This window comes from Neobacillus niacini, from assembly GCF_046591715.1.
Lineage (GTDB): Bacteria > Bacillota > Bacilli > Bacillales > Cytobacillaceae > Neobacillus > Neobacillus niacini_L.
Window position 1 is genome coordinate 522,536 of sequence record NZ_JAWVNQ010000001.1, and the last position, 26,768, is coordinate 549,303.

Annotated in this window: 23 protein-coding genes; all 23 read left to right on the forward strand. The window is 38.3% G+C overall.

Annotated features, from left to right (window positions below; all coding sequences use genetic code 11):
- The first annotated feature begins 22 nt into the window (after positions 1-22).
- On the forward strand, positions 23-925 hold the full coding sequence (gene sucD / locus SFC47_RS02740; protein WP_411252722.1) for a succinate--CoA ligase subunit alpha: 903 nt from the start codon (positions 23-25) through the stop codon (positions 923-925).
- Positions 926-996: 71 nt separating this feature from the next.
- Positions 997-1,863 (forward strand): DNA-processing protein DprA, encoded by an 867-nt coding sequence (gene dprA, locus SFC47_RS02745; RefSeq protein ID WP_411252723.1) that lies wholly within the window; start codon positions 997-999, stop codon positions 1,861-1,863.
- A gap of 425 nt (positions 1,864-2,288) precedes the next feature.
- Complete coding sequence (gene topA, locus SFC47_RS02750; RefSeq protein ID WP_411252724.1) at positions 2,289-4,367, forward strand: type I DNA topoisomerase; 2,079 nt, start codon at positions 2,289-2,291, stop codon at positions 4,365-4,367.
- A 203-nt stretch (positions 4,368-4,570) separates the two neighbouring features.
- Positions 4,571-5,878, forward strand: coding sequence for an FADH(2)-oxidizing methylenetetrahydrofolate--tRNA-(uracil(54)-C(5))-methyltransferase TrmFO (trmFO, locus tag SFC47_RS02755; RefSeq protein WP_411252725.1), 1,308 nt, complete (start codon positions 4,571-4,573; stop codon positions 5,876-5,878).
- A gap of 346 nt (positions 5,879-6,224) precedes the next feature.
- Entirely contained in the window at positions 6,225-6,767 is a 543-nt protein-coding gene (hslV, locus tag SFC47_RS02760; protein ID WP_179597183.1) for an ATP-dependent protease subunit HslV, read from the forward strand.
- A gap of 16 nt (positions 6,768-6,783) precedes the next feature.
- Positions 6,784-8,187, forward strand: coding sequence for an ATP-dependent protease ATPase subunit HslU (gene hslU / locus SFC47_RS02765; RefSeq protein WP_411252726.1), 1,404 nt, complete (start codon positions 6,784-6,786; stop codon positions 8,185-8,187).
- Between the two features lie 57 nt (positions 8,188-8,244).
- A complete protein-coding gene (gene codY / locus SFC47_RS02770) occupies positions 8,245-9,024 on the forward strand; it encodes a GTP-sensing pleiotropic transcriptional regulator CodY (protein WP_411252727.1) in 780 nt (259 codons plus the stop codon).
- A 248-nt stretch (positions 9,025-9,272) separates the two neighbouring features.
- Positions 9,273-9,977 (forward strand): 30S ribosomal protein S2, encoded by a 705-nt coding sequence (rpsB, locus tag SFC47_RS02775; protein ID WP_179161220.1) that lies wholly within the window; start codon positions 9,273-9,275, stop codon positions 9,975-9,977.
- A gap of 131 nt (positions 9,978-10,108) precedes the next feature.
- A complete protein-coding gene (gene tsf / locus SFC47_RS02780; RefSeq protein WP_411252728.1) occupies positions 10,109-10,990 on the forward strand; it encodes a translation elongation factor Ts in 882 nt (293 codons plus the stop codon).
- Between the two features lie 116 nt (positions 10,991-11,106).
- On the forward strand, positions 11,107-11,832 hold the full coding sequence (pyrH, locus tag SFC47_RS02785) for a UMP kinase (RefSeq protein WP_411252729.1): 726 nt from the start codon (positions 11,107-11,109) through the stop codon (positions 11,830-11,832).
- The gene (gene frr, locus SFC47_RS02790) at positions 11,832-12,389 is read left to right on the forward strand and encodes a ribosome recycling factor (RefSeq protein WP_411252730.1); all 558 of its coding nucleotides are present in this window, start codon (positions 11,832-11,834) and stop codon (positions 12,387-12,389) included. Before pyrH ends, frr begins: the two co-directional genes overlap by 1 nt.
- Before the next feature lie 252 nt (positions 12,390-12,641).
- On the forward strand, positions 12,642-13,421 hold the full coding sequence (gene uppS, locus SFC47_RS02795) for an undecaprenyl pyrophosphate synthase (RefSeq protein ID WP_411252731.1): 780 nt from the start codon (positions 12,642-12,644) through the stop codon (positions 13,419-13,421).
- Between the two features lie 42 nt (positions 13,422-13,463).
- Positions 13,464-14,252, forward strand: coding sequence for a phosphatidate cytidylyltransferase (locus SFC47_RS02800; RefSeq protein WP_411252732.1), 789 nt, complete (start codon positions 13,464-13,466; stop codon positions 14,250-14,252).
- Between the two features lie 66 nt (positions 14,253-14,318).
- Positions 14,319-15,461: a 1-deoxy-D-xylulose-5-phosphate reductoisomerase gene (dxr, locus tag SFC47_RS02805; RefSeq protein ID WP_411252733.1), complete on the forward strand. Its 1,143-nt coding sequence runs from the start codon at positions 14,319-14,321 to the stop codon at positions 15,459-15,461.
- Positions 15,462-15,478: 17 nt separating this feature from the next.
- Positions 15,479-16,738 carry an RIP metalloprotease RseP gene (gene rseP / locus SFC47_RS02810; protein ID WP_411252734.1) on the forward strand — a complete coding sequence of 420 codons (1,260 nt, stop codon included), beginning with the start codon at positions 15,479-15,481 and terminating at the stop codon, positions 16,736-16,738.
- A gap of 166 nt (positions 16,739-16,904) precedes the next feature.
- Positions 16,905-21,227, forward strand: coding sequence for a PolC-type DNA polymerase III (locus SFC47_RS02815; RefSeq protein WP_411253606.1), 4,323 nt, complete (start codon positions 16,905-16,907; stop codon positions 21,225-21,227).
- A gap of 325 nt (positions 21,228-21,552) precedes the next feature.
- Positions 21,553-22,023: a ribosome maturation factor RimP gene (gene rimP, locus SFC47_RS02820; protein ID WP_411252735.1), complete on the forward strand. Its 471-nt coding sequence runs from the start codon at positions 21,553-21,555 to the stop codon at positions 22,021-22,023.
- 39 nt (positions 22,024-22,062) lie between these two features.
- A complete protein-coding gene (gene nusA / locus SFC47_RS02825; RefSeq protein WP_411252736.1) occupies positions 22,063-23,184 on the forward strand; it encodes a transcription termination factor NusA in 1,122 nt (373 codons plus the stop codon).
- 17 nt (positions 23,185-23,201) lie between these two features.
- Complete coding sequence (gene rnpM / locus SFC47_RS02830; RefSeq protein ID WP_411252737.1) at positions 23,202-23,486, forward strand: RNase P modulator RnpM; 285 nt, start codon at positions 23,202-23,204, stop codon at positions 23,484-23,486.
- A complete protein-coding gene (locus SFC47_RS02835) occupies positions 23,483-23,785 on the forward strand; it encodes a YlxQ family RNA-binding protein (protein WP_411252738.1) in 303 nt (100 codons plus the stop codon). Before rnpM ends, SFC47_RS02835 begins: the two co-directional genes overlap by 4 nt.
- A gap of 19 nt (positions 23,786-23,804) precedes the next feature.
- The gene (infB, locus tag SFC47_RS02840; protein WP_411252739.1) at positions 23,805-26,078 is read left to right on the forward strand and encodes a translation initiation factor IF-2; all 2,274 of its coding nucleotides are present in this window, start codon (positions 23,805-23,807) and stop codon (positions 26,076-26,078) included.
- Positions 26,075-26,356, forward strand: coding sequence for a DUF503 domain-containing protein (locus SFC47_RS02845; protein WP_411252740.1), 282 nt, complete (start codon positions 26,075-26,077; stop codon positions 26,354-26,356). Before infB ends, SFC47_RS02845 begins: the two co-directional genes overlap by 4 nt.
- A gap of 16 nt (positions 26,357-26,372) precedes the next feature.
- Positions 26,373-26,744 (forward strand): 30S ribosome-binding factor RbfA, encoded by a 372-nt coding sequence (gene rbfA, locus SFC47_RS02850; protein ID WP_411252741.1) that lies wholly within the window; start codon positions 26,373-26,375, stop codon positions 26,742-26,744.
- Positions 26,745-26,768 lie beyond the last annotated feature (24 nt).

Genomic DNA, 26,768 nt, shown 5'->3' on the forward strand with positions numbered 1-26,768 from the left:
ATCGAAAGAAAGGGGAATTAACGTGAGCGTTTTTATTAATAAAGATACAAAAGTAATTGTTCAAGGGATTACAGGTTCAACTGCCCTTTTTCATACAAAACAAATGCTAGAATACGGTACACAAATTGTTGCTGGGACCACTCCAGGAAAAGGCGGCATGGAGGTTGAAGGTGTACCTGTCTATAATACAGTGAAAGAAGCTGTTGCTGCTACAGGCGCTACTGCTTCAGTTATCTATGTTCCAGCACCGTTTGCTGCAGATGCTATTATCGAAGCAGTTGATGCGGAATTAGAGCTCGCTATTTGTATTACAGAGCATATTCCTGTATTGGATATGGTAAAAGTAAAACGTTATATGGAAGGTAAGAAGACTCGTTTAGTGGGTCCTAACTGTCCAGGTGTTATTACTGCTGATGAATGTAAAATCGGTATCATGCCTGGTTACATTCATACAAAAGGTCATGTTGGAGTTGTGTCCCGTTCTGGAACACTAACATATGAAGCTGTTCACCAATTAACACAAGCAGGAATTGGCCAAACAACTGCAGTTGGTATCGGCGGGGATCCAGTTAATGGTACAAACTTCATCGATGTATTAAAAGCCTTTAATGAAGACCCAGAAACATATGCAGTTATCATGATTGGTGAAATTGGCGGTACTGCTGAAGAAGAAGCTGCTGAATGGGTAAAAGCGAACATGACTAAACCTGTAGTCGGCTTCATCGGCGGACGTACGGCTCCGCCTGGAAAGCGTATGGGCCACGCTGGTGCAATCATTTCAGGTGGTAAAGGTACAGCAGATGAGAAAATTCGTGTTATGAATGAATGCGGAATAAAAGTTGCTGACACACCATCTGTTATGGGTGAAACGTTAATTGAAGTTCTTAAAGAACAAGGCATATACGATAAGTGTGTAACACACTAAGAATAGATGAAATAGTCCCTTTTGAAGGGGCTATTTCTTATTTCTTAATATTGAATAATTGGGGGTTAAGAATGGATGATTTTAGAGAAAAACTCATTCGTTTAGTGCATGTTCCAGGGATTACATGGAGTGCAGTGTTAAATTATTTAAAGAAAGACCCATCTCTTCAAATGAAACCTCAATACATCCAACAAAACCTATTCTCTTCTACTGTTCATAGAAACCTTCCTTCATCAAATTCTATTCAAACCGAACTCATTACAGAACAAATTCGTCAATATGAAAAAAACGGGATTATGGCAATAACGATCTTTGATGAAATTTACCCCAGTTTATTAAAGGAAATTTATCAGCCCCCCTGGGTATTATTTGTAAAGGGCAATCTTCCATTGCTGCTTAAGCAGCCAAAGCTCGCAGTAGTTGGGTCCCGTCAAGCAACCCAGTATGGTAAGAGTGCCATTCAGTTACTTTTTCCAGGATTAGTTGAAAAAGGGGTTGTAATTGTTAGCGGCCTTGCGAATGGGATAGATACGCTGGCGCATGAGAATGCGATAAAGAACGGCGGGGATACCATTGCTGTAATAGCTGGGGGATTGAATCATATTTATCCAAAGGAAAACACCAATTTAGCAAAAGAAATGATGAAAACCCAGCTAATTGTTTCTGAATATCCACCAAATACCAAGCCGGAACGATGGCATTTTCCAGCGCGCAACCGAATCATCAGCGGAATGTCAAACGGGACATTTATAATAGAAGCAAAACGAAAAAGTGGGTCACTTATTACCGCAAATTACGCGGTAAATGAAGGCCGTGAAGTTTTTTCGCTGCCTGGGAGCATCTTTAGTCCATATTCATTAGGGACAAATGACCTTATCCAGCAAGGTGCAAAACTTGTAATGGGAGTTGAAGATATTTTAAATGAACTCCGCTATTAAAATTAAACTTTTCTAAAGGTTTTTTTGAATTATTGGAGAAATATGCTAAAAAAGCTTGAAATTATTTCTAATATGTTATACATTTTCCAACAGATATTTGAAAAAAAGAGTGTGTAAATAGGAATAATTTGGCGTATTATTATCATTAACTAGTTGTAAACGGTTTCGTTGTTGTTGACATCAATAGTTATTTGTTTAAGAATAAGAGGTATTATAAAAATGAATACATTTTCCAATTTTTAAAAAAATGAATATATAAATGGAAAAATTAGGGATAAGGTTTTTGTAAAGTATTTTCACAGGTCCGAATTGAGAAATTTGGAATTTAGGAAAACTTCTCAAATTGTAAGTAAACTCTGAATCTGATATTTTTATTCAGAGTTGCTTTCATATCTTCTTATATCCCCTTGAGGAGGATTATTTGCATGGCAGAGTTTCTGGTAATTGTTGAATCACCTGCAAAAGCGAAAACAATTGAACGCTATTTAGGTAATAAATATAAAGTAAAAGCATCTATGGGGCACGTACGAGATCTGCCTAGAAGTCAAATGGGTGTAAACGTTGAAAATAGTTATGAACCAAAGTACATTACGATTCGCGGTAAAGGTCCAGTATTAAAGGAATTAAAATCAGCTGCAAAAAAGGCAAAGAAAGTTTTCCTCGCAGCTGACCCGGATCGTGAAGGAGAAGCAATCGCTTGGCACCTTGCTCATAGTCTAAATGTAGATATTAATTCAGATTGCCGTGTGGTATTTAATGAGATTACAAAAGAAGCGATTAAAGAATCCTTTAAGCATCCGCGTCCGATTAATATGGATTTAGTTGATGCACAGCAAGCAAGAAGGATTCTCGATCGTCTAGTCGGCTATAATATTAGCCCGCTGCTTTGGAAAAAAGTAAAAAAAGGATTAAGTGCAGGACGAGTCCAATCTACTGCTGTCCGTTTAATCATCGAACGTGAGAAGGAAATAAAAGCATTTGTACCTGAGGAATATTGGACAATTGAAGCACAATTGGTTAAGGGAAAGGATCATTTTAGTGCTTCGTTTTTCTCATTAGCAGACAAGGAAAAAGCGGAATTAAAATCAAAGCAGGATGTTGAAGAAATATTTAAAAAAATGGAAGGCGATGATTTCAAGGTTGTTTCAGTCACTAAAAAAGAACGTAAACGAAACCCATCTCCACCTTTTATCACGTCTTCACTTCAGCAGGAAGCTGCTAGAAAACTAAATTTCCGTGCTAAGAAAACCATGATGCTGGCACAGCAATTGTACGAGGGAATAGAACTTGGTTCATCTGGAACTGTGGGGCTAATCACTTATATGAGAACTGACTCAACTCGTATTTCTGAAGTGGCTCAAAAAGAAGCCGCGGATTATATACTTCAGGAATATGGCAAGGAATACTTAAAAGAAGAACTAAGGAAAGAGAAGAAACAATCTAATGCACAGGATGCTCATGAAGCAATCCGCCCGACAAGTACATTGCGTGAACCAAATAGTTTAAAACCATTCTTATCAAGAGACCAATTGCGGTTATATAAATTAATTTGGGAACGATTCTTAGCAAGTCAAATGGCACAAGCTGTGATGGATACAATGAGTGTAGACTTACAAAATGGGGAAGTCCTGTTCCGTGCTACTGGATCGAAAATAAAGTTTCCTGGATTTATGAAACTATATGTTGAAGGTTCAGATGACCAGGTTGAAGAACGCGATAAAATGCTTCCAGACCTAAAAGAAGGCGATGTAGTATTCAAAAAGGATATTGATCCGAAACAACATTTTACACAGCCGCCGCCAAGGTATACTGAGGCTAGGTTAGTCAGAACACTAGAGGAACTAGGTATAGGAAGACCATCTACCTATGCGCCGACTTTGGATACAATTCAAAAGCGAGGTTATGTTGCTCTCGATAATAAACGATTTGTCCCTACAGAGTTGGGCGAAATTGTTGATGAATTGATTATTGAATTCTTCCCAGATATCATTAATGTTGATTTTACCGCCAAGATGGAGCAGGATTTAGATAATGTAGAGGATGGTAAAGTCCGCTGGGTAGAAATCATTGATGGATTTTATCAAGAATTTGAAAAACATCTAGTTATTGCAGAAAAAGAGATGCAGTCAGTTGAAATTAAAGATGAGCCAGCGGGCGAAGATTGTGAATTATGCTCAAGTCCAATGGTTTTTAAAATGGGCAGATATGGTAAATTTATGGCATGCAGCAATTTCCCTGATTGCCGGAATACTAAGGCGATTGTTAAAGAAATCGGCGTCACCTGTCCAAACTGTAAAGAAGGAAACATTATTGAGCGAAAAAGTAAGAAGAAGAGGATCTTTTACGGCTGTGATCGGTTTCCGGAATGTGATTTTATTTCTTGGGATAAACCGATACCAAGACCTTGTCCTAAATGTGAAGGTCCGCTCGTAGAAAAGAAATTGAAAAAAGGTGTTCAAGTTCAATGTACGAAGTGTGACTACAAGGAAGAACCACAAAGTTAAGGGTGAGCATTAGCTCACTCTTTTCCTTTTTTAAACTGCTAAAAGAATATGATGTGATTCCACATTTTTTATAATCATAAAACTTTTTTGTTTTTGAATCGTATAGTACAATGCAAGATGGGTTAAAAAGAGGGAAAAGTAATTATGTTATCGTAAAGCTAGAATCATGAAACATCAGCTTTGTAAAATCAGGAGGTAAACAAATGAACGATGTAACAATAAATGTAATTGGAGCAGGACTTGCAGGGAGTGAAGCTGCGTGGCAGATTGCTAAACGCGGTGTAAAGGTCCGTCTTTATGAAATGAGACCAGTTAAACAAACACCTGCTCATCATACCGATAAGTTCGCAGAACTTGTATGCAGTAATTCCTTAAGAGCAAATACCTTAACGAATGCAGTGGGTGTTTTAAAGGAAGAAATGCGTATTCTTGATTCTGTTATCATTGCAGCTGCAGATGCATGTTCTGTTCCTGCAGGCGGTGCCTTGGCAGTAGACCGTCATGAGTTTGCAGCTAAGGTAACTGAAATGGTTAGAAATCATGAAAATGTAACAGTTATTAATGAGGAAGTGACGGAAATTCCTGAGGGAATAACGGTAATCGCAACGGGCCCGCTGACTAGTCCTGAATTATCCGCCCAGCTTAAAGCCTTAACAGGTGAGGAATATCTTTATTTCTATGATGCTGCAGCACCTATTCTTGAAAAAGACAGCATAAATTTGGATAAGGTTTATTTAAAATCTCGTTATGATAAAGGTGAGGCTGCCTACTTAAACTGTCCAATGACAGAGGAAGAATTCAACACCTTTTACGATGCACTTGTTGCAGCAGAAACTGTACCTTTAAAGGAATTTGAAAAGGAAATCTTTTTTGAAGGCTGTATGCCAATTGAAGTCATGGCGCAAAGAGGCAAGAAAACAATGTTATTCGGTCCATTAAAGCCAGTTGGTTTAGAAGATCCGAAAACTGGAAAAAGGCCATATGCGGTTGTGCAGCTAAGGCAGGACGATGCAGCGGGAACCCTTTATAATATTGTTGGCTTTCAAACACATTTAAAATGGGGTCCTCAAAAAGAAGTGATTCAATTAATACCTGGACTCGAAAATGCCGAAATTGTACGTTATGGGGTTATGCATCGTAATACCTTTATCAATTCACCAAAAGTTCTTAAAGCTTCATATCAATTTAAGGAACGGGAAAATCTGTTCTTTGCTGGACAGATGACAGGTGTGGAAGGGTATGTAGAATCGGCTGCAAGTGGACTAGCTGCTGGAATAAATGCTGCAAGATTAGCACTGGGGGAGAATCCATTAGAATTTCCTGTTGAAACTGCAATTGGCAGTATGGCGCGTTATATTACCACGGCTAACGCAAAGAATTTTCAGCCGATGAATGCGAATTTTGGGCTGTTTCCCGAATTACCTGAAAAAATCAAGGGGAAGCAAGAACGCAATATGCAGCATGCAAACAGAGCGTTAGAAACAATTCAGAACTTTGTGAAAGTTTTGTAAAATTTATTGCAAGGGGTTAAGAAGTGTGTTAGACTTTAGTAGCCTTTGTGTGGTTGAGATATTAATAAATGTGACTGTTTTATGTACATTAGTTAATAATCATTTACAAATGGAGAAAACTTAATCACAATAAACTATTGGACAATCCCAATATGCACAAGATAAATTCCTTTTGTTCATGGGTGAACAAGTGGGGGTTAATGGACCGAGGTTAACGTATATACCCATTCTTAATAGGGAATAAATGAATAAAGTTTTCATACTATTCTAGTGTAATGCACTTGTCTTTTTAAGACAATCTCTTGTTACATAATATGCTTGTAAAAATGCAAGAGGAGGAGAAATGATGAACGAATTTCATGCCACGACGATATTTGCAGTCCATCATAATGGTCAATGTTCAATGTCTGGTGATGGTCAAGTCACATTTGGTAATGCAGTAGTGATGAAGCACACAGCAAAAAAGGTTAGAAAGATATTTAATGGCAGGGTATTAGCTGGTTTTGCTGGATCTGTTGCAGATGCTTTCACTCTATTTGAAATGTTTGAAGGAAAATTAGAAGAATATAATGGCAACCTCCAACGTGCTGCCGTTGAACTAGCTAAACAGTGGAGAAGTGATAAGGTCCTAAGAAAGCTAGAAGCGATGTTAATTGTTATGAATAAAGAAGATCTTCTCCTCGTATCAGGGACAGGAGAAGTAATCGAGCCTGATGATGGTATTCTAGCAATTGGCTCAGGTGGGAATTATGCATTGGCAGCTGGGCGTTCTCTGAAGAAATATGCAGGTGACCATCTAACTGCAAAAGAAATTGCAAAGGCTTCTTTAGAAATAGCTGCTGAAATTTGTGTATATACAAACCACAACATTATCGTGGAAGAGCTCTAACGGGAGGGAACCTACAATGGCAAAAACAGATAACTTAACACCACGTCAGATAGTTGAAAGACTTGATCAATATATTATTGGACAAAAGGATGCTAAGAAAGCGGTAGCGGTTGCACTTAGAAATCGGTATCGACGAGGATTGCTAAATGAGAATCTCCGCGAAGAAATTATTCCTAAAAACATTTTAATGATCGGCCCAACTGGTGTAGGGAAAACGGAAATAGCACGGAGAATTGCTAAATTAGTTGGTGCACCGTTTGTAAAAGTAGAAGCTACTAAATTTACCGAAGTTGGTTATGTTGGCCGTGATGTAGAATCTATGGTGCGCGACCTCGTAGAAACATCTGTGAGATTAGTAAAAGAGGATAGAATGTTATCTGTTAAAGAACGTGCAGAAGAAAACGCAAATGCCAGGCTCGTTGACTTGCTTGTTCCATCAGCTAAGAAGGCACAAAATTATAAAAATCCACTTGAAATGCTATTCGGTGGCGGTAATGGCCCTGCTGAGCAGGATACCCATCAAGAAGATTATTCTGTAACGGAAAAACGGAAAATTGTGAGGGAAAAACTTGCTCTTGGACAATTAGAGGATGAGGTCGTTACAGTAGAAGTCGAGGAGCAGACTCCTTCGATGTTTGATATGCTCCAAGGTTCAGGAATGGAACAAATGGGAATGAACATGCAAGATGCACTGAGCAGCTTTATGCCAAAGAAACGGAAGAAAAGGAAGTTAACAGTCCGTGAGGCAAGGAAAGTATTAACGAATGAGGAAGCAGCAAGATTGATTGATATGGACGAAGTTACTACTGAAGCTGTTTACCGAGCTGAACAGACGGGTATTATTTTTATCGATGAGATTGATAAAATAGCCAGCAAAAACACTGGGGGTTCTTCAGCAGATGTTTCCCGTGAAGGTGTTCAGCGAGATATTTTGCCAATCGTTGAAGGTTCTACGATTGTGACCAAATATGGTTCAATTAAAACCGATTATATATTATTTATAGCGGCTGGTGCCTTTCATATGTCAAAACCTTCTGATTTAATTCCTGAATTACAAGGAAGGTTACCGATTCGCGTTGAATTAACGAAATTAACCGTTGAGGATTTCTTTAGGATTTTGATTGAGCCGGATAATGCCTTAATTAAACAATATCAAGCTTTATTGGAAACAGAAGGTATACAAATTGAATTTTCTGACGATGCTATTCGTAGAATAGCTGAGGTTGCTTTTGAAGTGAATCAAAATACAGATAATATTGGGGCAAGAAGACTTCACACAATATTGGAAAAATTATTAGAAGACTTATCCTTTGAAGCGCCAGATATTACGATGGAGAAGATTACTATTACTCCACAATATGTTGATGAGAAACTCGGAGCAATATCTAAAAATAAAGACCTAAGTCAATTTATCTTGTAAGCATATATCACACTAAAAACTTAATAAGGGTTCCAGTTAATTAGGAGGAAGAAACAGATGGATTTACTAACAAAAACAAGAAGAATTAATGTATTATTACAAAAGGCAGCAGGGAAACCGGTTAATTTCAAGGAAATGTCAGAAACTCTTAGTGAAATTATTGAAGCGAACATTTTCATTTTAAGTCGTCGTGGAAAGCTGTTAGGCTATGCGATAAACCAGCAAATCGAAAATGACCGTATGAAAAAGATGCTAGAGGACCGTCAATTCCCTGAAGAGTATACAAATGGTTTATTTAATATTCAAGAGACATCTTCCAATCTTGATATTGAAAGCCAATACACGGCATTTCCAGTTGAAAATAGGGATTTATTCCATGAAGGATTAACAACAATTGTGCCAATTATTGGCGGCGGGGAACGTCTTGGAACATTAATCCTTGCAAGATTGCAAGAAAAATTCCATGATGATGACCTTATCCTAGCGGAGTATGGTGCAACAGTTGTAGGTATGGAAATCTTGCGTGAAAAGTCTGAGGAAATTGAAGAAGAAGCAAGAAGCAAGGCAGTTGTTCAAATGGCAATCAGTTCATTATCTTATAGTGAACTTGAAGCAATTGAACATATCTTTGAAGAGTTAAATGGACACGAAGGCTTACTAGTAGCATCAAAAATTGCAGACCGTGTGGGTATTACTCGTTCTGTAATTGTTAATGCTTTAAGAAAACTAGAAAGCGCTGGTGTAATCGAATCTCGTTCTCTTGGTATGAAAGGGACATATATCAAAGTTCTGAACGATAAATTCTTGGTTGAGCTTGATAAATTAAGATCTAATTAATACTAATAGCTCTCTAGCGCCTTGTTGAGGCAGACAAGGAAAGTGGAGCTGGCAATAGAAATCAAATCCCTGGTTTTTCCGGGGATTTTTTTTGAAAGTACAACTTGATTGTTAACTTTACTTATGCTATATTATTTCATGGTGTTATTACACACGCTTGTTGATTTAAGCAGCCGGTGCTGTTAATACAGTTGCTGCTTAAAGATGAGACAAAGCGGAGGAAAACGAAACCATAGGAGGAAAATAACATGTCAGTAATTTCAATGAAGCAATTGCTTGAAGCTGGTGTACACTTTGGACACCAAACTCGCCGTTGGAACCCTAAGATGAAGAAATATATCTTCACAGAGCGTAACGGTATCTATATCATCGACCTGCAAAAAACAGTTAAGAAGGTTGAAGAAGCTTATAACTGGGTAAAAGACCTAGCTGCTAATGGCGGAACAATCCTTTTTGTTGGTACTAAGAAACAAGCTCAAGATTCTGTTAAAGAAGAAGCAGCTCGTTCTGGTATGTACTTTGTAAACCAACGCTGGTTGGGCGGTACTTTAACAAACTTTGAAACAATCCAAAAGCGTATTGGCCGCTTAAAAGATATTGAGAGAATGTCAGAAGATGGTACTTTCGAAGTACTACCTAAGAAAGAAGTAGTACAATTAAAGAAAGAACAAGAACGTCTTGAAAAATTCTTAGGCGGAATCAAAGACATGAAGCAGCTTCCAGATGCACTTTTCATTATCGACCCTCGTAAAGAGCGTATCGCAGTTGCTGAAGCTAAAAAATTGAACATTCCTATCGTAGGAATTGTTGATACTAACTGTGATCCAGACGAAATCGATGTAGTTATTCCAGCGAATGACGATGCGATTCGTGCGGTTAAGCTTTTAACTGGTAAAATGGCTGACGCGATCCTTGAAGCAAAACAAGGCGAAGAAGTAGCTGTAGAAGCTTAATTTATATGGTTTGAACAATATAAAGGTGATAACAGGGTGCACCCTTTATCACCTTTTTTTAAAGGTTTATCTTAGCTCATAATGGCTAAGCTATTAGTATGTACATAAGAGTTTAAAGGAGGAAATTTATTATGGCAGTTACAGCTCAAATGGTAAAAGAACTGCGTGAAAAGACAGGCGCAGGAATGATGGATTGTAAAAAAGCATTAACAGAAACAAATGGTGATATGGAACAAGCAATTGACTTCTTAAGAGAAAAAGGAATTGCTAAAGCTGCGAAAAAAGGTGACCGTATTGCTGCAGAAGGTTTAACATACGTTGTTGCTGAAGGTAACGATGCTGTTATTTTAGAGGTAAACTCTGAAACTGATTTCGTTGCAAAAAACGAAGCATTCCAAAATCTTGTAAAAGAGTTAGCTGCACACTTGCTTGCTAACAAGCCAGCAACAGTTGAAGAAGCTACTGCACAAACCATTAATGGTGTAACAGTTGCTGACTATATCAACACTGCTATTGCTAAGATTGGTGAGAAAATCTCACTTCGTCGTTTCACTCTTTTGTCAAAAACGGATAATGATGCTTTTGGTGCATACCTTCACATGGGCGGACGTATCTCAGTACTAACTGTATTAGAAGGTACAACTGATGCAGATGCAGCGAAAGATGTTTCTATGCAAATTGCAGCGATAAGACCTTTATATGTTTCTCGTGACCAAGTTTCCCAAGAAGAAGTGGAACGTGAGCGCCAAGTATTAACTCAACAGGCACTTAACGAAGGAAAGCCTGAAAATATTGTTGCTAAAATGGTTGAAGGACGTCTTGGAAAATATTTTGAAGATGTATGCTTACTTGACCAAACTTTTGTTAAAAACCCTGACCAAAAAGTTCGTCAGTTTGTTGAATCAAAAGGTGCTACTGTTCGTGAATTCGTTCGTTACGAAGTAGGCGAGGGTATCGAAAAGCGTGAAGATAATTTCGCAGAAGAAGTTATGAACCAAGTTAATAAAAAGTAATTGATTCGGTTATAAAGCTGCTAAGATACTAGAAATATGTCTTGAATAGGGAACACGATGTGTTCCCTATTTTTAAAGGTCTTTTTATAATAAATATACATAATAAGGAGGTTCATATGAGCGGTCCTAAGTACAAACGCGTCGTTCTAAAATTAAGCGGGGAAGCTCTTGCAGGAGAATCAAGCTTCGGTATTAAACCATCCGTAATAAAATCAATCGCTGGACAAGTAAAGGAAATTGCAGAACTTGGTGTTGAGGTGGCAGTTGTTGTTGGCGGAGGTAATATTTGGCGTGGTAAAATAGGCAGTGAGATGGGAATGGATAGAGCTACTGCTGATTATATGGGGATGCTTGCCACTGTAATGAATTCATTAGCACTTCAGGACAGTTTAGAACACCTGGGAATTGAATCAAGAGTGCAAACATCTATTGAAATGCGACAAGTAGCAGAGCCATATATTCGACGCCGGGCAATGAGACATTTAGAAAAAAAGAGAGTTGTTATTTTCGCAGCCGGGACAGGAAATCCGTATTTCTCAACCGATACAACTGCAGCATTGCGTGCTGCTGAAATTGATGCAGAAGTCATCTTAATGGCTAAAAATAATGTAGATGGTGTGTATTCTGCTGACCCGCGTATAGATCCTAATGCAACGAAATATGAAGACCTCTCTTTCCTTGATGTTCTCAAAGAAGGATTAGCTGTCATGGATTCAACCGCATCTTCATTATGTATGGATAATGATATTCCACTTATTGTTTTCTCAATTATGGAACAGGGAAATATTAAACGTGCAGTAATGGGTGAAAAAATTGGAACGATTGTTAGGGGGAAAAATTAATGCCAAAACAAGTGGTTTCAGCAACGAAAGATAGAATGCTTAAAGCAATTCAAGCTTATTCCCGTGAGCTTGCTAGTATTCGTGCAGGGAGAGCAAGTGCTTCGTTATTAGATAGAATTACAATTGATTATTATGGAGCGCCGACACCAGTGAATCAAATGGCTGGTATCTCTACTCCGGAAGCAAGGCTTCTTGTCATCCAGCCTTATGATAAGTCAATTCTTGGTGATATTGAAAAGGCGATTCTAAAATCTGATTTAGGGTTAAACCCGTCAAATGATGGTACGGTTATTCGACTTGCTATCCCACAATTGACAGAAGAACGCCGAAAAGAGCTAGTGAAACTAGTAAAGAAAGAATCTGAAGAGGCGAAAGTGGCGATTCGTAATATTCGACGTGACGGCAACGATGATTTGAAAAAGCTTGAGAAAAACGGTGAAATTACGGAAGATGCCCTTCGAGGATATTCTGATGATATTCAAAAACTCACAGACGAACATATAAGTAAGATTGACCAAATAACAAAAGATAAAGAAAAAGAAATCTTGGAAGTTTAATCATTGTGAGAACCCTCTTTTTTAGGGGGTTTTTTTCACTATTTTTATCTAAAGATAATGATTATGATAGTAAAAATGGCATTCTTAATTGTTGAACTTGTACATAACTTATTTAGTAGAAGATATATTTTTACTTTTTTGGTATGATAAAAGCATGCAAAAATCAGCATTCTTCATATATATCAACACAGGCTCTGTGGGCATGATCTATTATCGGAGGAAATGATTATCTTAATTTGGAGGAGCAATGTTATGTTTAATAAAATTAGGCTTTGGAAGAATCAAAACAATAACTCTTCCGCACTCCGAGAAAATATAGAAAAGGTTAAAAAATTGCCGGTACCGGAACATGTTGCGATTATTATGGATGGAAATGGGCGCTGGGCTAAGAAGAGAGCTTTGCCGCGAATTGCCGGACATCATGAAGGTATGAAGGTCGTGCGTAAGATAACGAAGTTAGCAAGCAGCCTTGGAATAAAAACACTTACGTTATATGCTTTTTCAACTGAAAATTGGAAGCGTCCAAAAAATGAAGTGGACTATTTAATGAAGCTTCCAGAGGAATTTTTAGGAACCTTCCTGCCTGAATTAATTGAAGAAAATGTTCAAGTAACGATGATGGGGTATAAAGATCAGCTTCCGGTACATACATTAAATGCAATTGAGAGAGCTATCCAGGACACAAAGAATAATGATGGACTGATATTAAACTTTGCACTTAACTATGGCAGTCGATCAGAAATTATCGATGCAGCCAAAAAAGTCTTAAATGATTATAAAAGTGGAATACTAAAAGAGAGCGAGTTAAACGAAGAGAGTTTCTCCTCGTATCTAATGACTTCTAACCTCAATGACCCGGATTTATTAATCCGTACAAGCGGCGAAATCAGGCTGAGTAATTTCATGTTGTGGCAATTAGCCTATACGGAGTTTTGGTTTACGGATGTATTGTGGCCGGACTTCAGGGAAAAACATTTCATTGATGCTATTAGTGCCTATCAAAATCGTCAACGTCGTTTTGGCGGTGTCTAAAAACAACTCACTCCAAGTACTATAAAGGTGTTGAAATCTTAGATGAAGCAAAGAATCATTACAGGAGTTGTAGCAGCTGCTTTATTTTTACCAATCGTATTTTATGGTGGACTGCCTTTTGTCCTTCTAACTTATTTTCTAGCAACTGTAGGTTTGTATGAGTTATTAAAAATGAAAAAACTTAGTATCTTTTCCGTTCATGGATTGCTGAGTATATTACTTCTCTGGGTGATCCTTTTTCCAGAACAGTATAGCGATGTTGTAAATACATTTTCATATACAAAAACTGAACTAGGTATTGCTCTTATCCTTTTGTTATTGACATATACCGTGTTAACCAAGAATAGATTTACCTTCGAGGATGCTGGTTTTTCTGTTTTGTCAGCAATTTATGTGGGTATTGGATTTTATTTCTTTATCGAAACTCGAGATGCAGGTATCGTCTATATTTTCTACTCATTATTTATGATATGGGCTACTGATTCAGGTGCTTATTTTATCGGTAAAGCTGCCGGAAAAACAAAATTATGGCCTGAAATAAGTCCGAATAAGACGGTTGAGGGATCCATTGGCGGTGTGGTTTCAGCATTAGTCGTAGCTGTGTTGTTTGCTATATTTTCCGAAATCAATGCAAGTATCCTTACATTAATGGGAATTACGGTGGTACTTTCTATTTTTGGACAAATTGGAGATCTTGTTCAATCTGCCTTCAAACGCCATTTTAATGTAAAGGATTCAGGAAATATTTTACCAGGTCATGGTGGAATCCTTGACCGTTTCGATAGTCTTTTATTCGTTCTGCCATTACTTCACTTTTTTCACCTATGGTAGACTATTGTCTAGCTCAGTGCCTGAACCGGGCGCTTCCGCTTTTCTTATTAGGGAGTTGAATGAACTGTGAAAAACATAAGTATTTTGGGCGCTACTGGCTCGATTGGCACCCAAACCTTAGATATACTGCGTGAACATCCATCTGAATTTAAATTAGTTGCAATCTCGATTGGAAAAAATTTAGATTTGGCTAGAAAGATAATTCATGAATTTCAGCCAGAGCTAGTTTCTGTACAAGAGTACCAAGATTATAATACATTAAAAGCAGAATTTCCGAAGATTAAATTTACTTTTGGTGAAGAGGGTCTCGTAGAAGCTGCAATATACCCTTCTATTGATATCCTAGTAAATGCAGTCATCGGGAGTGTTGGATTAAATCCAACATTACAAGCGATTGAAGCGGGTAAAACCATTGCTATTGCGAATAAAGAGACACTTGTAACGGCTGGTCATCTTGTTATGGAGGCAGCGGAGAAAAATGATGTAGCTTTACTGCCAGTTGATAGTGAACATTCTGCCATTTATCAGTGCTTACAGGGTGAAAAAGAAAAGAATATTGAAAGATTGATTTTGACAGCTTCTGGCGGCAGCTTCCGGGATCGAACACGTAAAGATTTAGAAGGGGTTACGGTTAGAGAAGCTTTAAATCATCCTAATTGGTCAATGGGAGCAAAAATTACAATAGATTCTGCAACGATGATGAATAAAGGGCTTGAGGTCATTGAGGCTCATTGGCTGTACAATATGCCTTATGAAAAAATTGATGTATTGCTACATAAAGAAAGCATTATTCATTCAATGGTAGAATTTCATGACAGCAGCATAATCGCCCAGCTCGGTACACCAGATATGAGAGTACCCATTCAATATGCACTCTCATATCCAGAGAGGCTGCCCCTGATTTCCTCTCAAAGACTTGACCTAGCGAAAATTGGTCAATTGCATTTTAAGGAAATGGATACAAATCGTTTTCGCTGTATGCATTATGCCTATGAGGCAGGTAAACAAGGCGGAACAATGCCTGCTGTTTTAAATGCAGCAAATGAAGTAGCTGTAGCTGCTTTTTTAGAGGAAAAGATTAGTTTCTTGCAAATTGAGGATATGATTGAGAAGGCATTAAACCAGCATGAATTAATAAAAAATCCTGACTTATCTATTATTCAAGAGGTGGACAAAGAAACAAGACTATATGTAAATTCACTTCTATAAAAAAGGTGGTTTTGAGTTTGACTACAGTTATTGCCTTTATCGTTATCTTTGGTGCTCTAGTATTTTTCCATGAATTAGGCCATTTGATTTTTGCGAAACGAGCAGGCATTTTATGCCGTGAGTTTGCAATCGGCTTTGGTCCGAAGGTTTTCACTCATAAAAAAGGGGAAACTACCTACACAATTAGGTTATTGCCAATCGGCGGATTTGTTCGAATGGCTGGGGAAGACCCTGAGGTTGTGGAACTAAAACCCGGTTACAGAATTGGTCTCTTGTTTGACAAAGATCAAAACGTAAATAAAATCATTTTGAATAATAAGGAAAAGTATCCTGATTGTCGAATTGTAGAAGTGGAGTATGCGGATATTGAACACAAGCTGTTTATTAAAGGTTATCCCGAGGATGAGGAAGACAGATTGCAAATTTTTCCGGTAAGTCCAACTGCGGTTACAATTGAAAATGGGATTGAAACACAATTGGCACCTTATGATCGTCAATTTGCTTCAAAGACACTGCCTCAAAGAACAATGGCGATTTTTGCCGGCCCGATGATGAATTTTGTCTTGGCATTCTTTTTATTCATTATTATTGCGTTTTTACAAGGTGTTCCTACCAACGAGCCCAAGCTAGGTGTAATTACCCCTGACGGTGCGGCAAATGCGGCTGGATTATTAGAAGGAGATATAGTTCAAAGTATTAATGGTTCTGAAATTTCCAGCTGGTCTGATGTTGTAGAGATTATCAGGGAAAATCCGAATGAGTCACTTGATTTTACTATTAGTCGTGATGGTAAAGATCAGGAAATTACTGTAACTCCAAAAGAGCAGACAGTTGAAGGCGAAAAGATTGGTTTAATTGGAGTATACAGCCCAATCGAAAAATCACCATTAAAGGCGATTAGTGCAGGTTTTACTGAGACCTATTTTTGGACAAAGCAAATTTTTGTGATGCTCGGTCAGCTGGTTACTGGTCAATTCTCTATTGACATGCTATCAGGCCCAGTTGGAATCTATGCTTCAACTGATACCGTAGTTCAGTCAGGAATTTACTATGTGATGAAGTGGGCAGCTATTTTAAGCATTAACTTAGGTATTATGAATCTCCTGCCTATCCCAGCACTAGATGGCGGAAGGTTAATGTTCTTTGCAGTCGAAGCAGTAAGAGGAAAGCCGATTGATCGTCATAAGGAAGGGATGGTCCACTTTATTGGATTTGCTCTCTTAATGCTCCTTATGCTCGTTGTGACTTGGAATGATATCCAAAGATTTTTCTTGTAAGTAATTCAATATTGTATAGAAAAAGGTTCCCTTGTGAACCTTTTTTTATTTACTTTTTTGGCTTTATTTTTCTGTCGAAATAAAACGAATGATTTTGTATCATATGATATAATTACTATTTGACATAAGAATTTAGAGAAACTTTTTATAGATGGGAGAGGGAATGATGAGCGAACATGCCTCTGGCAAAAAAGAGCGATTCTTACTCTTGCTCCAGCAACTAGAATTAAAAGAGGACGCTGTTGTAGCACAATTTCAAAATGCTCAAATTGAAAGATTTGTTGTAGAAAAAAAGACACGTAAATGGCACTTTCAATTTTTACTAGAAAAAATCCTTCCTTTTAGTCTATACCTGCGCTTTACAACGGAACTTGAAAGAAAATTTTCTAGTATTGCAAAGATTTCATATGATTTAAAAGTAGAAGACCCAAGCTTTCATCCCGATTTGTTGTTAGAATATTGGAATTATAGTATTCAGCAAATCGATGGTATCTCACCGCCAATGTTAAAATTGCTAAATGAACAGATGCCGGTACTTAGTGGGAACAAGTTAACGTTGTCTGTTCGTAATGAAACGGAAGGAATGGCTCTAAAAAGGAAATATGCCGCGATGATTACGAGTCTTTATCAATCGTATGGTTTTCCAAGCTTAACACTTGAAACCGAAATTGACAGCGGTGAAAAGAATGATGAATATCAGCAATTTCTATTAGCGAAACAAAAAGAAGATCAGGAACGCGGTCTAATGGCATTAGCTGACTTGCAAAAGAAAGAAGCTGAGAAAGATTCAGGTGGAGGAGTTCAAGAAGGACCGCTCTCAATCGGCCTAACCATTAAGGATGATTCAGATCTTAGAAATATGATTGATATTGTAGACGAAGAAAGACGAGTCACAGTAGAAGGGTTTATTTTTGATGCGGAAACCAGGGAGCTAAGAAGCGGCCGTACGCTATTAACCTTTAAAATTACCGATTACACCAGTTCTCTTATGGTTAAAATGTTCTCTCGTGATAAAGAAGATGCAGCCCTTTACCAGCTTGTTAAAAAAGGCATGTGGGTAAAAGTTAGAGGTAGCATTCAAAATGATACATTCGTACGCGATTTAGTCATGATTGGAAATGATATAAATGAAATTAAACCGGAAGGCCGTAAGGATACAGCGCCGGAAAATCAAAAACGGGTAGAATTGCATCTTCACACCCCAATGAGCTCGATGGATGCGGTCACCCCTGTAGGAGCACTCATTGCCCAAGCAAAGAAATGGGGTCATAAGGCGATTGCAGTGACGGACCATGCTGTTGCGCAATCTTTTCCTGAGGCTTATAGCGCAGGAAAGAAAAATGATATTAAGATTCTTTATGGTGTTGAGGTTAATCTTGTGGATGATGGTGTTCCGATTACTTATAATGACGCCCATCGAGTCCTGGCAGAAGATACATTTGTTGTATTTGACGTCGAAACAACAGGTCTTTCAGCCGTATATGACACAATTATTGAATTAGCGGCAGTTAAAATCCATGATGGTGAAATTATTGACCGGTTTGAATCATTCGCCAACCCGCATCATCGACTATCAGCAACAACCATTAATTTAACAGGGATTACGGACGATATGGTTCAAAATGCTCCAGAAGTTGGAGAGGTAATCCAAAGGTTTCACGAGTGGGTAGGCGATGGTGTCCTGGTTGCACACAATGCATCTTTCGATATGGGATTTCTTAATGTAGGGTATAAAAACATTGGTCTTGAAAAAGCGAAAAATCCAGTGATTGATACCCTTGAACTTGGCAGATTCTTATACCCAGAAATGAAAAACCACCGCTTAAATACGTTAGCGAAGAAATTTGATATTGAATTAACACAGCACCATCGTGCTATTTATGACGCAGAAGCTACAGGTTATTTACTATTGAAAATGCTTAAAGATGCATCGGAAAAAGGCATAGAGTATCATGACCAATTTAACGATAATATGGGGAAGGGGAATGCTTATCAACGGGCACGTCCTTATCATTGTACTTTATTAGCACAAACCGAAGCGGGTTTAAAGAATCTATTTAAACTCGTTTCAATTTCTCATATAGAATACTTTTATAGAGTACCAAGGCTGCCGCGCTCCGTTCTTCAAAAATATCGGGAAGGAATTCTTGTTGGGTCCGGCTGTAATAAAGGTGAGGTATTCGAGGGAATGATGCAAAAATCCCCTGATGAAGTTGAAGCCTATGCACAATTTTATGATTATCTTGAAGTAATGCCTAAGGAAGTCAATGCTCCATTAATTGAAATGGAATTGGTCCGTGATGAAAAGGCAATGGAAGATATTATTGGCAATATTATAAAGCTTGGAGACAAATTAGGGATTCCTGTTGTTGCAACGGGTAATGTCCATTATTTAAATGAAAACGATAAGATATATCGTAAAATATTAGTTAACTCACAGGGCGGAGCCAACCCATTAAATCGCCACAAATTGCCTGATGTCCATTTCAGGACAACAAATGAAATGCTTGCAGCTTTTTCTTTCCTTGGCGGTGAAAAGGCTAAAGAAATTGTTATAGATAACAGTAATAAAATAGCTGATATGATTGACGTCATCAAGCCGATTAAGGATGACTTATACACACCGAGAATCGAAGGCGCAGATGAAGAAATGCGAGAAATGAGCTATTCAATGGCTAAGAAGATTTACGGAGAACCACTTCCGGAAATCGTAGAGGCACGTCTTGAAAAAGAATTGAAGAGTATCATTGGACATGGTTTCGCGGTTATCTACTTGATTTCACATAAGCTTGTAAAGAAATCATTGGATGATGGGTATCTGGTTGGTTCACGTGGATCGGTAGGTTCTTCTTTTGTAGCAACAATGACAGAGATTACCGAGGTAAATCCCCTGCCTCCTCATTATGTCTGTCCAAGCTGCAAGCATTCAGAATTCTTTAATGATGGGTCAGTTGGTTCCGGCTTTGATTTACCTGATAAGGACTGTGTACAATGTGGCAGTAAATATCGAAAAGACGGACATGACATTCCGTTTGAAACTTTCCTAGGATTTAAAGGGGACAAGGTTCCCGATATTGATCTCAATTTTTCCGGAGAGTATCAGCCGCGTGCGCATAACTATACAAAGGTTCTGTTTGGAGAGGAATATGTTTACAGAGCAGGAACCATTGGTACGGTAGCAGATAAAACGGCTTTCGGATACGTCAAAGCTTATCAACAGGATAATAATTTACAATTACGCGGGGCTGAAATTGAAAGGCTTGCATCAGGCTGTACAGGTGTGAAAAGGACAACCGGTCAGCATCCTGGCGGTATCATCGTTATACCAGATTATATGGATGTCTATGACTTTACACCTATACAATTCCCTGCAGATGATAGAAACTCCGAATGGAAAACGACCCATTTTGATTTCCATTCAATCCATGATAATGTGCTAAAGCTTGATATACTAGGGCACGACGATCCAACGGTAATCAGAATGCTGCAGGACCTTAGCGGAATGGATCCGAAAACCATTCCAACGGATGATCCAGAGGTTATGAAAATCTTTAGCGGTACAGAATCCTTGGGTGTAACCGAACAGCAGATTATGTGTAAAACTGGTACTCTCGGGATACCGGAATTCGGTACACGATTTGTCCGCCAAATGCTTGAAGATACAAAACCTACGACTTTTTCTGAATTAGTCCAGATCTCAGGGTTGTCACATGGTACAGATGTATGGCTGGGAAATGCACAAGAATTAATTCATAATAACATTTGTAGCCTAAGTGAAGTTATTGGCTGCCGTGATGATATAATGGTCTACTTAATCTATCAAGGACTTGAACCTTCATTTGCCTTTAAAATTATGGAATCAGTCCGTAAAGGAAAAGGCCTTTCAGAAGATATGGAAGCAGAAATGCGGAAGAATGAAGTTCCTGAATGGTATATTGATTCATGTAAAAAGATAAAATATATGTTCCCTAAGGCTCATGCTGCAGCCTATGTATTAATGGCCGTTAGAATTGCCTACTTTAAGGTACATCTGCCGCTATTATATTACGCTGCTTATTTTACTGTTCGTGCTGAGGACTTTGATATTGAAGCAATGTCTAGAGGGTCAGAATCTATTCGGGCTAAAATTGAGGAAATTAATGCAAAGGGTCTTGAGGCTTCAAATAAAGAAAAAAACTTGCTAACGGTCCTTGAACTAGCCCTTGAAATGACGGAGAGAGGCTTTTCTTTCCAAAATTATGATTTATATAAATCAGATGCGTCTGAGTTTATTATTGAAGGAAATTCATTAATCCCTCCATTTAACTCTATACCGGGACTTGGAACAAATGCAGCCTATAATATTGTAAAGGCAAGAGGAGATGGAGAGTTTCTTTCAAAAGAAGACTTACAGCAGCGTGGTAAAGTTTCAAAAACTATACTAGAATATTTAGACAAGCAAGGCTGTCTAGGTTCATTGCCAGAACAAAACCAGTTATCACTGTTTTAGCTTTTAAACTTAGATTGGCGTCCAGCTTCAGCGCCTAGGGGCTCGGGTCATAAGGCAATCCGTCAGAAAGGTTAAAAAACAACCTTTCCGCCGGCTCGTCTTATACCTGTCGCCCCTGACCAAGGCGCTTCCGCTATCGTTGTTTGCATATAAAATTTGGTTATGGTATAGTTTTATTGGAAATACTAAGAAATACTCTCGTGTTCAAGAGTGGGGAAACCCGCTCTTTCGTTTTTGTATACAGTTTTTTTTTGAAGAGTTATTTATAAAATTTTCCGTGAAATACGTATAATATGGGTGAAAATGTCGGTAAAGGAGGTTTAACATGAGCAAAGTAACGGAAGTAGTAGAAGAGCTAACGCAGCCAATCATCCAGGAACTTGGATTAGAATTGGTGGAAATTGAGTTTGTTAAAGAAGGGAAAAACTGGTTTCTGCGCGTATATATTGATAAAGAAAACGGTGTTGATATTGAGGACTGTGGCATTGTCAGTGAACGGCTTAGTGAAAAACTCGATGAGCTTGACCCGATAACCCAAAATTATTTTCTTGAGGTATCTTCTCCAGGTGCAGAACGACCGCTTAAAAAAGCAAAGGATTTTGAAAAGGCAATTGGCAAAAATGTTTTCATTAAAACATACGAGCCGATTGATGGTGAAAAAGGTTTTGAAGGGAAATTGCTCGATTATGACGGGAAAACAGTAAAAATAGAGATGAAAATCAAAACCCGTAAAAAAGTAATTGAAATTCCTTTTGAAAAAGTGGCTAGTGCAAGATTAGCTGTTATTTTTTCATAATGAAAGATAAATATATAATGGATAGGGGGATATAATCAAATGAGCAGCGAATTATTAGATGCTCTTACAATACTAGAAAGAGAAAAGGGCATTTCTAGAGATGTATTAATTGATGCGATTGAAGCAGCGCTCGTTTCAGCATATCGACGTAATTTCAATCAAGCCCAGAATGTTCGAATTGATTTAAACTTGCAAACAGGCTCAATGAGAGTCTTTGCTAGAAAAGAAGTAGTAGATGAGGTTTTTGACCCTCGTCTTGAAATATCTCTAGCAGATGCAAGAAACATAAATCCAAACTATGTTGTAGAAGATGTAGTTGAAATGGAAGTAACACCTAAGGATTTCGGCAGAATTGCTGCTCAAACAGCAAAGCAAGTCGTCACCCAAAGGGTTAGGGAAGCGGAAAGAGGAATTATTTATTCCGAATTCATTGACCGAGAAGAAGATATCATGACAGGAATTGTTCAAAGACTTGACTCAAAATTTATTTATGTCAGTCTTGGGAAAATTGAAGCGTTGCTGCCTGTAAATGAACAAATGCCTAATGAGCGTTATAAACCTCATGACCGTATAAAAGTGTTTATTACGAAAGTAGAGAAAACAACCAAGGGGCCTCAGATTTTCGTTTCTCGAACACATCCTGGATTGTTAAAGCGGCTGTTCGAAATTGAAGTGCCAGAAATATATGATGGCACGGTTGAGATTAAATCTGTTGCTCGTGAAGCAGGAGACCGCTCGAAAATTTCTGTTCATTCCGATAACAATGAGGTTGATCCTGTTGGATCTTGTGTTGGTCCAAAAGGTACAAGGGTTCAAGCTGTTGTGAATGAGTTAAAAGGTGAAAAAATCGATATCGTTAAGTGGTCCGACAATCCTGTCATCTTTGTTGCAAATTCTTTAAGCCCTTCTAAGGTTTTAGATGTTATGGTAAATGAAGCTGAGAAAGCGACAACTGTTGTTGTACCAGACTATCAGCTTTCATTAGCAATTGGAAAACGTGGACAAAATGCCCGCCTTGCAGCAAAGTTAACTGGATGGAAAATCGATATTAAGTCTGAAACAGAGGCTCGTGAATTAGGGATCTATCCACGTGAAGAAATGATTCGTCTGTTTGATGATCAAGTAGATGTTGACTTTGATGAAGAAGAAGAAAAGGAATAATTGTGAGGTGAATGATCGTGAACAATCGTAAAAAAGTTCCTATGCGTAAGTGTGTCGCAACCGGTGAAATGAAACCGAAAAAAGAACTCGTTCGCATCGTTCGCTCTAAAGAAGGAGAAGTATCTATCGACTTAACAGGGAAAAAGTCGGGCAGAGGTGCCTATCTTTCTAAGGACAAAGAAGCAGTCCTACAAGCCAAGAAGAAAAATACTTTATCTAATCATTTACAGGTTACAATAGATGATTCATTATATGAAGAACTGTTGCAGCTGATAGAAAAGGAAAATAGGCAGTCTATATGAGTTCAAATCAATGGATGTCGTTACTTGGCTTAGCCAATCGAGCACGGAAAATCATATCGGGTGAGGAGCTTTCTGTTAAAGAAATACGAAGCGGAAAAGCAAAGCTTGTTTTATTATCTGCAGATGCATCTGCAAATACGACAAAAAAAATTACAGATAAATGTAAGTCATACGAAGTTCCCTATAAACTAGTGGAAGATCGCCACCTTCTTGGCCAAGCGATTGGCAAAGAAGCCCGCGTAGTTGTAGCTGTACTGGATAATGGATTTGCGAAAAAACTGATGACGTTGCTCGATTAATTCTAGCGGGGGTGAAAATATGAGTAAAATTCGTGTTTATGAATATGCAAAGAAACACAATATTTCTAGTAAAGATGTTATTACTAAATTGAAAGAAATGAACATAGAAGTATCAAATCATATGGCAACAATTGAGGATGCGGCAGTTTTAAAACTTGACGCAACATATAATAAAAACCAAAATAATTCAGGGCAAAAGCAAGCCAGACCTCAACAACAAAATCGCCAAAATCAGAATCCACAGCAGCAGGGAGTTAAACCACAAGTGCAAAGTAAAACAAGTCCAAAAGCTTTTGAGGATGATGACGCAAAGACTGCAGCACCAAGCAAGGTGAAAGTTGCTTCACCGCCAAAAACAGTTGACAGTAAAAAGCAAAACCAACAATTCCAATCAAAGGAAAATAAGGTGTTTAGCGCTGGAAAAGGGAATAAAAAACCTTTTAATAATAATAACCAGAATCGTAATAATAATAATAACCGGAAAAAGAACCATACACCTTCCCCACAAGCACAGCCACAGGTAAGGAAAGTGAAAGAGCTTCCGGCTAAAATAACTTTTAGTGATACATTGACTGTTGGTGAACTGGCTAAGAAAATCTACCGTGAACCATCTGAGATTATTAAGAAGCTGTTTTTACTGGGAGTAATGGCGACTATTAATCAGGTTTTAGATAAAGATGCGATTGAATTAATTGCGAGCGAATACGGGGTTGAAGTTGAAGAGGAAATTAAAATCGATACAACTGACCTTGAAGTTTATTTTACTGAAGATGAAACAGATGACCTCGTAGAAAGACCATCAGTTGTTACCATCATGGGGCACGTTGACCATGGTAAAACAACTTTACTTGATTCCATTCGCCATACAAAAGTAACAGAAGGCGAAGCCGGTGGAATAACTCAGCATATCGGTGCTTACCAAGTTGTTGAAAATGGTAAAAAGATTACATTCCTTGATACACCGGGACATGCTGCTTTTACAACGATGCGTGCACGTGGTGCGAAAATAACGGATATAACCATCCTTGTTGTAGCTGCTGATGATGGTGTAATGCCGCAAACAGTTGAAGCCATTAACCATGCAAAGGCTGCTGAGGTTCCAATTATTGTTGCGGTTAATAAGATGGATAAAGAAGCTGCCAACGCTGATCGAGTAATGCAAGAACTTACTGAGCATGGACTAGTTTCTGAAGCTTGGGGAGGAGATACCATCTTTGTTCCGCTTTCAGCGAAAACAGGAGAAGGTATCGACAACTTGCTTGAAATGATTCTGCTAGTAAGTGAAGTGGAAGAGTATAAAGCAAATCCTAATCGTAAAGCAGTTGGAACAGTAATTGAAGCTCAATTAGATAAAGGCCGCGGATCTGTTGCCACCTTGCTCGTTCAAAATGGTACATTGAAAATAGGTGACCCAATTGTTGTAGGAAACACGTATGGCCGTGTTCGTGCAATGGTAAATGACCTAGGACGCCGTGTGAAAGAAGCTGGACCTTCTACACCAGTAGAAATCACAGGGTTAAGTGATGTTCCACAAGCTGGTGACCGCTTCGTTGTATTTGACGATGAGAAAACAGCTCGTCAAGTTGGTGAGGCACGTGCACAGCAAGCATTAGCAGCACAGCGTGGTGAGAAATCTATCGTCAGCCTGGATAATTTATTTGAACAATTAAAGCAGGGTGAAATGAAGGATTTAAATATCATCCTAAAAGCTGACGTTCAAGGTTCTGCGGAAGCAGTAGCTGCATCATTGCAAAAAATTGATGTAGAAGGAGTTAATATCAGAATTATTCATAGTGGTGCTGGTGCCATTAATGAATCAGATATTACACTTGCCTCTGCTTCTAATGCAATTGTGATTGGCTTTAACGTTCGTCCTGATGTGAATGCGAAGCGTGCAGCAGAACAAGAAAAGGTAGATGTTCGTCTGCACAGCATTATTTATAAAGTAATTGAAGAAATTGAATCAGCCATGAAAGGTATGCTAGACCCTGAATTTAAAGAAAAAGTCATTGGTCAGGCAGAAATTCGCCAAACCTTTAAAGTTTCTAAGGTGGGAACAATTGCTGGTTCTTATGTAACAGATGGAAAAATTACCCGTGATAGTGGAATTCGTTTAATTCGTAACGGTGTGGTCGTATTTGAAGGACAAATCGATGCACTTAAACGTTTTAAAGATGATGCTAAAGAGGTTTCCCAAGGTTATGAATGTGGTATTACCATTAAAAACTTCAATGATGTAAAAGAAGGAGATATTATTGAAGCATATGTAATGGAAGAAATTGAGCGTAAATGATTGTTGGGATCGCCGTATGTGAATGTATCATCTACGATGCTCATTCACTAAAAGAGAAACGCGCTGTCCTGCAGCGTATTCTCTCAAGGTTAAAACAAAAATTTAACGTCTCTGTATCAGAGGTTGATTATCAGGATGTGTGGCAAAGAACACAAATAGCCATTGCTGCAGTAACATCCAAACGGGTAATGACTGAACTAGAGCTGCAAAATGCACTCAAATTAATTGATTCTTTCCCTGAAATAGAAAGGACAATCACGCGTTTTGAATGGCTTTAAGTAAAGAGGTGAAGTGATGAGCCACAGAGCAAATCGTGTTGGAGAACAAATGAAGAAAGAACTAAGTGACATCATTGGCCGGAAGATTAAAGATCCGCGGATAGGGTTTGTGACAGTTACGGATGTTCAAGTAACAGGAGATCTGCAACAAGCTAAAGTATATATTTCTGTTTTGGGCGATGAAGAACAAAAGGAGAACACACTAAAAGGTCTTGCAAAAGCGAAAGGGTTTATTCGAACGGAAATTGGACATCGTATTCGCTTACGTAAAACACCTGAAATCCTTTTTGAATGGGATGAGTCAATGGATTACGGAAATCGAATTAACTCTCTTATTCATCAATTGCACCATGAAGAAAAAGGCATGGAAAAAAATGAAGAAGAATAAATGGATAGACAAATGTCTATCCTT

Excerpts from the sequence above, each read along its gene's own strand:
- SFC47_RS02815 (WP_411253606.1), top strand. The coding sequence starts at position 16,905 with ATGAGCGAACATGCCTCTGGCAAAAAAGAGCGATTCTTACTCTTGCTC.
- topA (WP_411252724.1), top strand. The coding sequence starts at position 2,289 with ATGGCAGAGTTTCTGGTAATTGTTGAATCACCTGCAAAAGCGAAAACA.
- tsf (WP_411252728.1), top strand. The coding sequence starts at position 10,109 with ATGGCAGTTACAGCTCAAATGGTAAAAGAACTGCGTGAAAAGACAGGC.
- codY (WP_411252727.1), top strand. The coding sequence starts at position 8,245 with ATGGATTTACTAACAAAAACAAGAAGAATTAATGTATTATTACAAAAG.
- infB (WP_411252739.1), top strand. The coding sequence starts at position 23,805 with ATGAGTAAAATTCGTGTTTATGAATATGCAAAGAAACACAATATTTCT.
- frr (WP_411252730.1), top strand. The coding sequence starts at position 11,832 with ATGCCAAAACAAGTGGTTTCAGCAACGAAAGATAGAATGCTTAAAGCA.
- uppS (WP_411252731.1), top strand. The coding sequence starts at position 12,642 with ATGTTTAATAAAATTAGGCTTTGGAAGAATCAAAACAATAACTCTTCC.
- rimP (WP_411252735.1), top strand. The coding sequence starts at position 21,553 with ATGAGCAAAGTAACGGAAGTAGTAGAAGAGCTAACGCAGCCAATCATC.
- SFC47_RS02835 (WP_411252738.1), top strand. The coding sequence starts at position 23,483 with ATGAGTTCAAATCAATGGATGTCGTTACTTGGCTTAGCCAATCGAGCA.
- rbfA (WP_411252741.1), top strand. The coding sequence starts at position 26,373 with ATGAGCCACAGAGCAAATCGTGTTGGAGAACAAATGAAGAAAGAACTA.
- hslV (WP_179597183.1), top strand. The coding sequence starts at position 6,225 with ATGAACGAATTTCATGCCACGACGATATTTGCAGTCCATCATAATGGT.
- nusA (WP_411252736.1), top strand. The coding sequence starts at position 22,063 with ATGAGCAGCGAATTATTAGATGCTCTTACAATACTAGAAAGAGAAAAG.
- dprA (WP_411252723.1), top strand. The coding sequence starts at position 997 with ATGGATGATTTTAGAGAAAAACTCATTCGTTTAGTGCATGTTCCAGGG.
- SFC47_RS02845 (WP_411252740.1), top strand. The coding sequence starts at position 26,075 with ATGATTGTTGGGATCGCCGTATGTGAATGTATCATCTACGATGCTCAT.
- rpsB (WP_179161220.1), top strand. The coding sequence starts at position 9,273 with ATGTCAGTAATTTCAATGAAGCAATTGCTTGAAGCTGGTGTACACTTT.
- SFC47_RS02800 (WP_411252732.1), top strand. The coding sequence starts at position 13,464 with ATGAAGCAAAGAATCATTACAGGAGTTGTAGCAGCTGCTTTATTTTTA.
- trmFO (WP_411252725.1), top strand. The coding sequence starts at position 4,571 with ATGAACGATGTAACAATAAATGTAATTGGAGCAGGACTTGCAGGGAGT.
- hslU (WP_411252726.1), top strand. The coding sequence starts at position 6,784 with ATGGCAAAAACAGATAACTTAACACCACGTCAGATAGTTGAAAGACTT.
- pyrH (WP_411252729.1), top strand. The coding sequence starts at position 11,107 with ATGAGCGGTCCTAAGTACAAACGCGTCGTTCTAAAATTAAGCGGGGAA.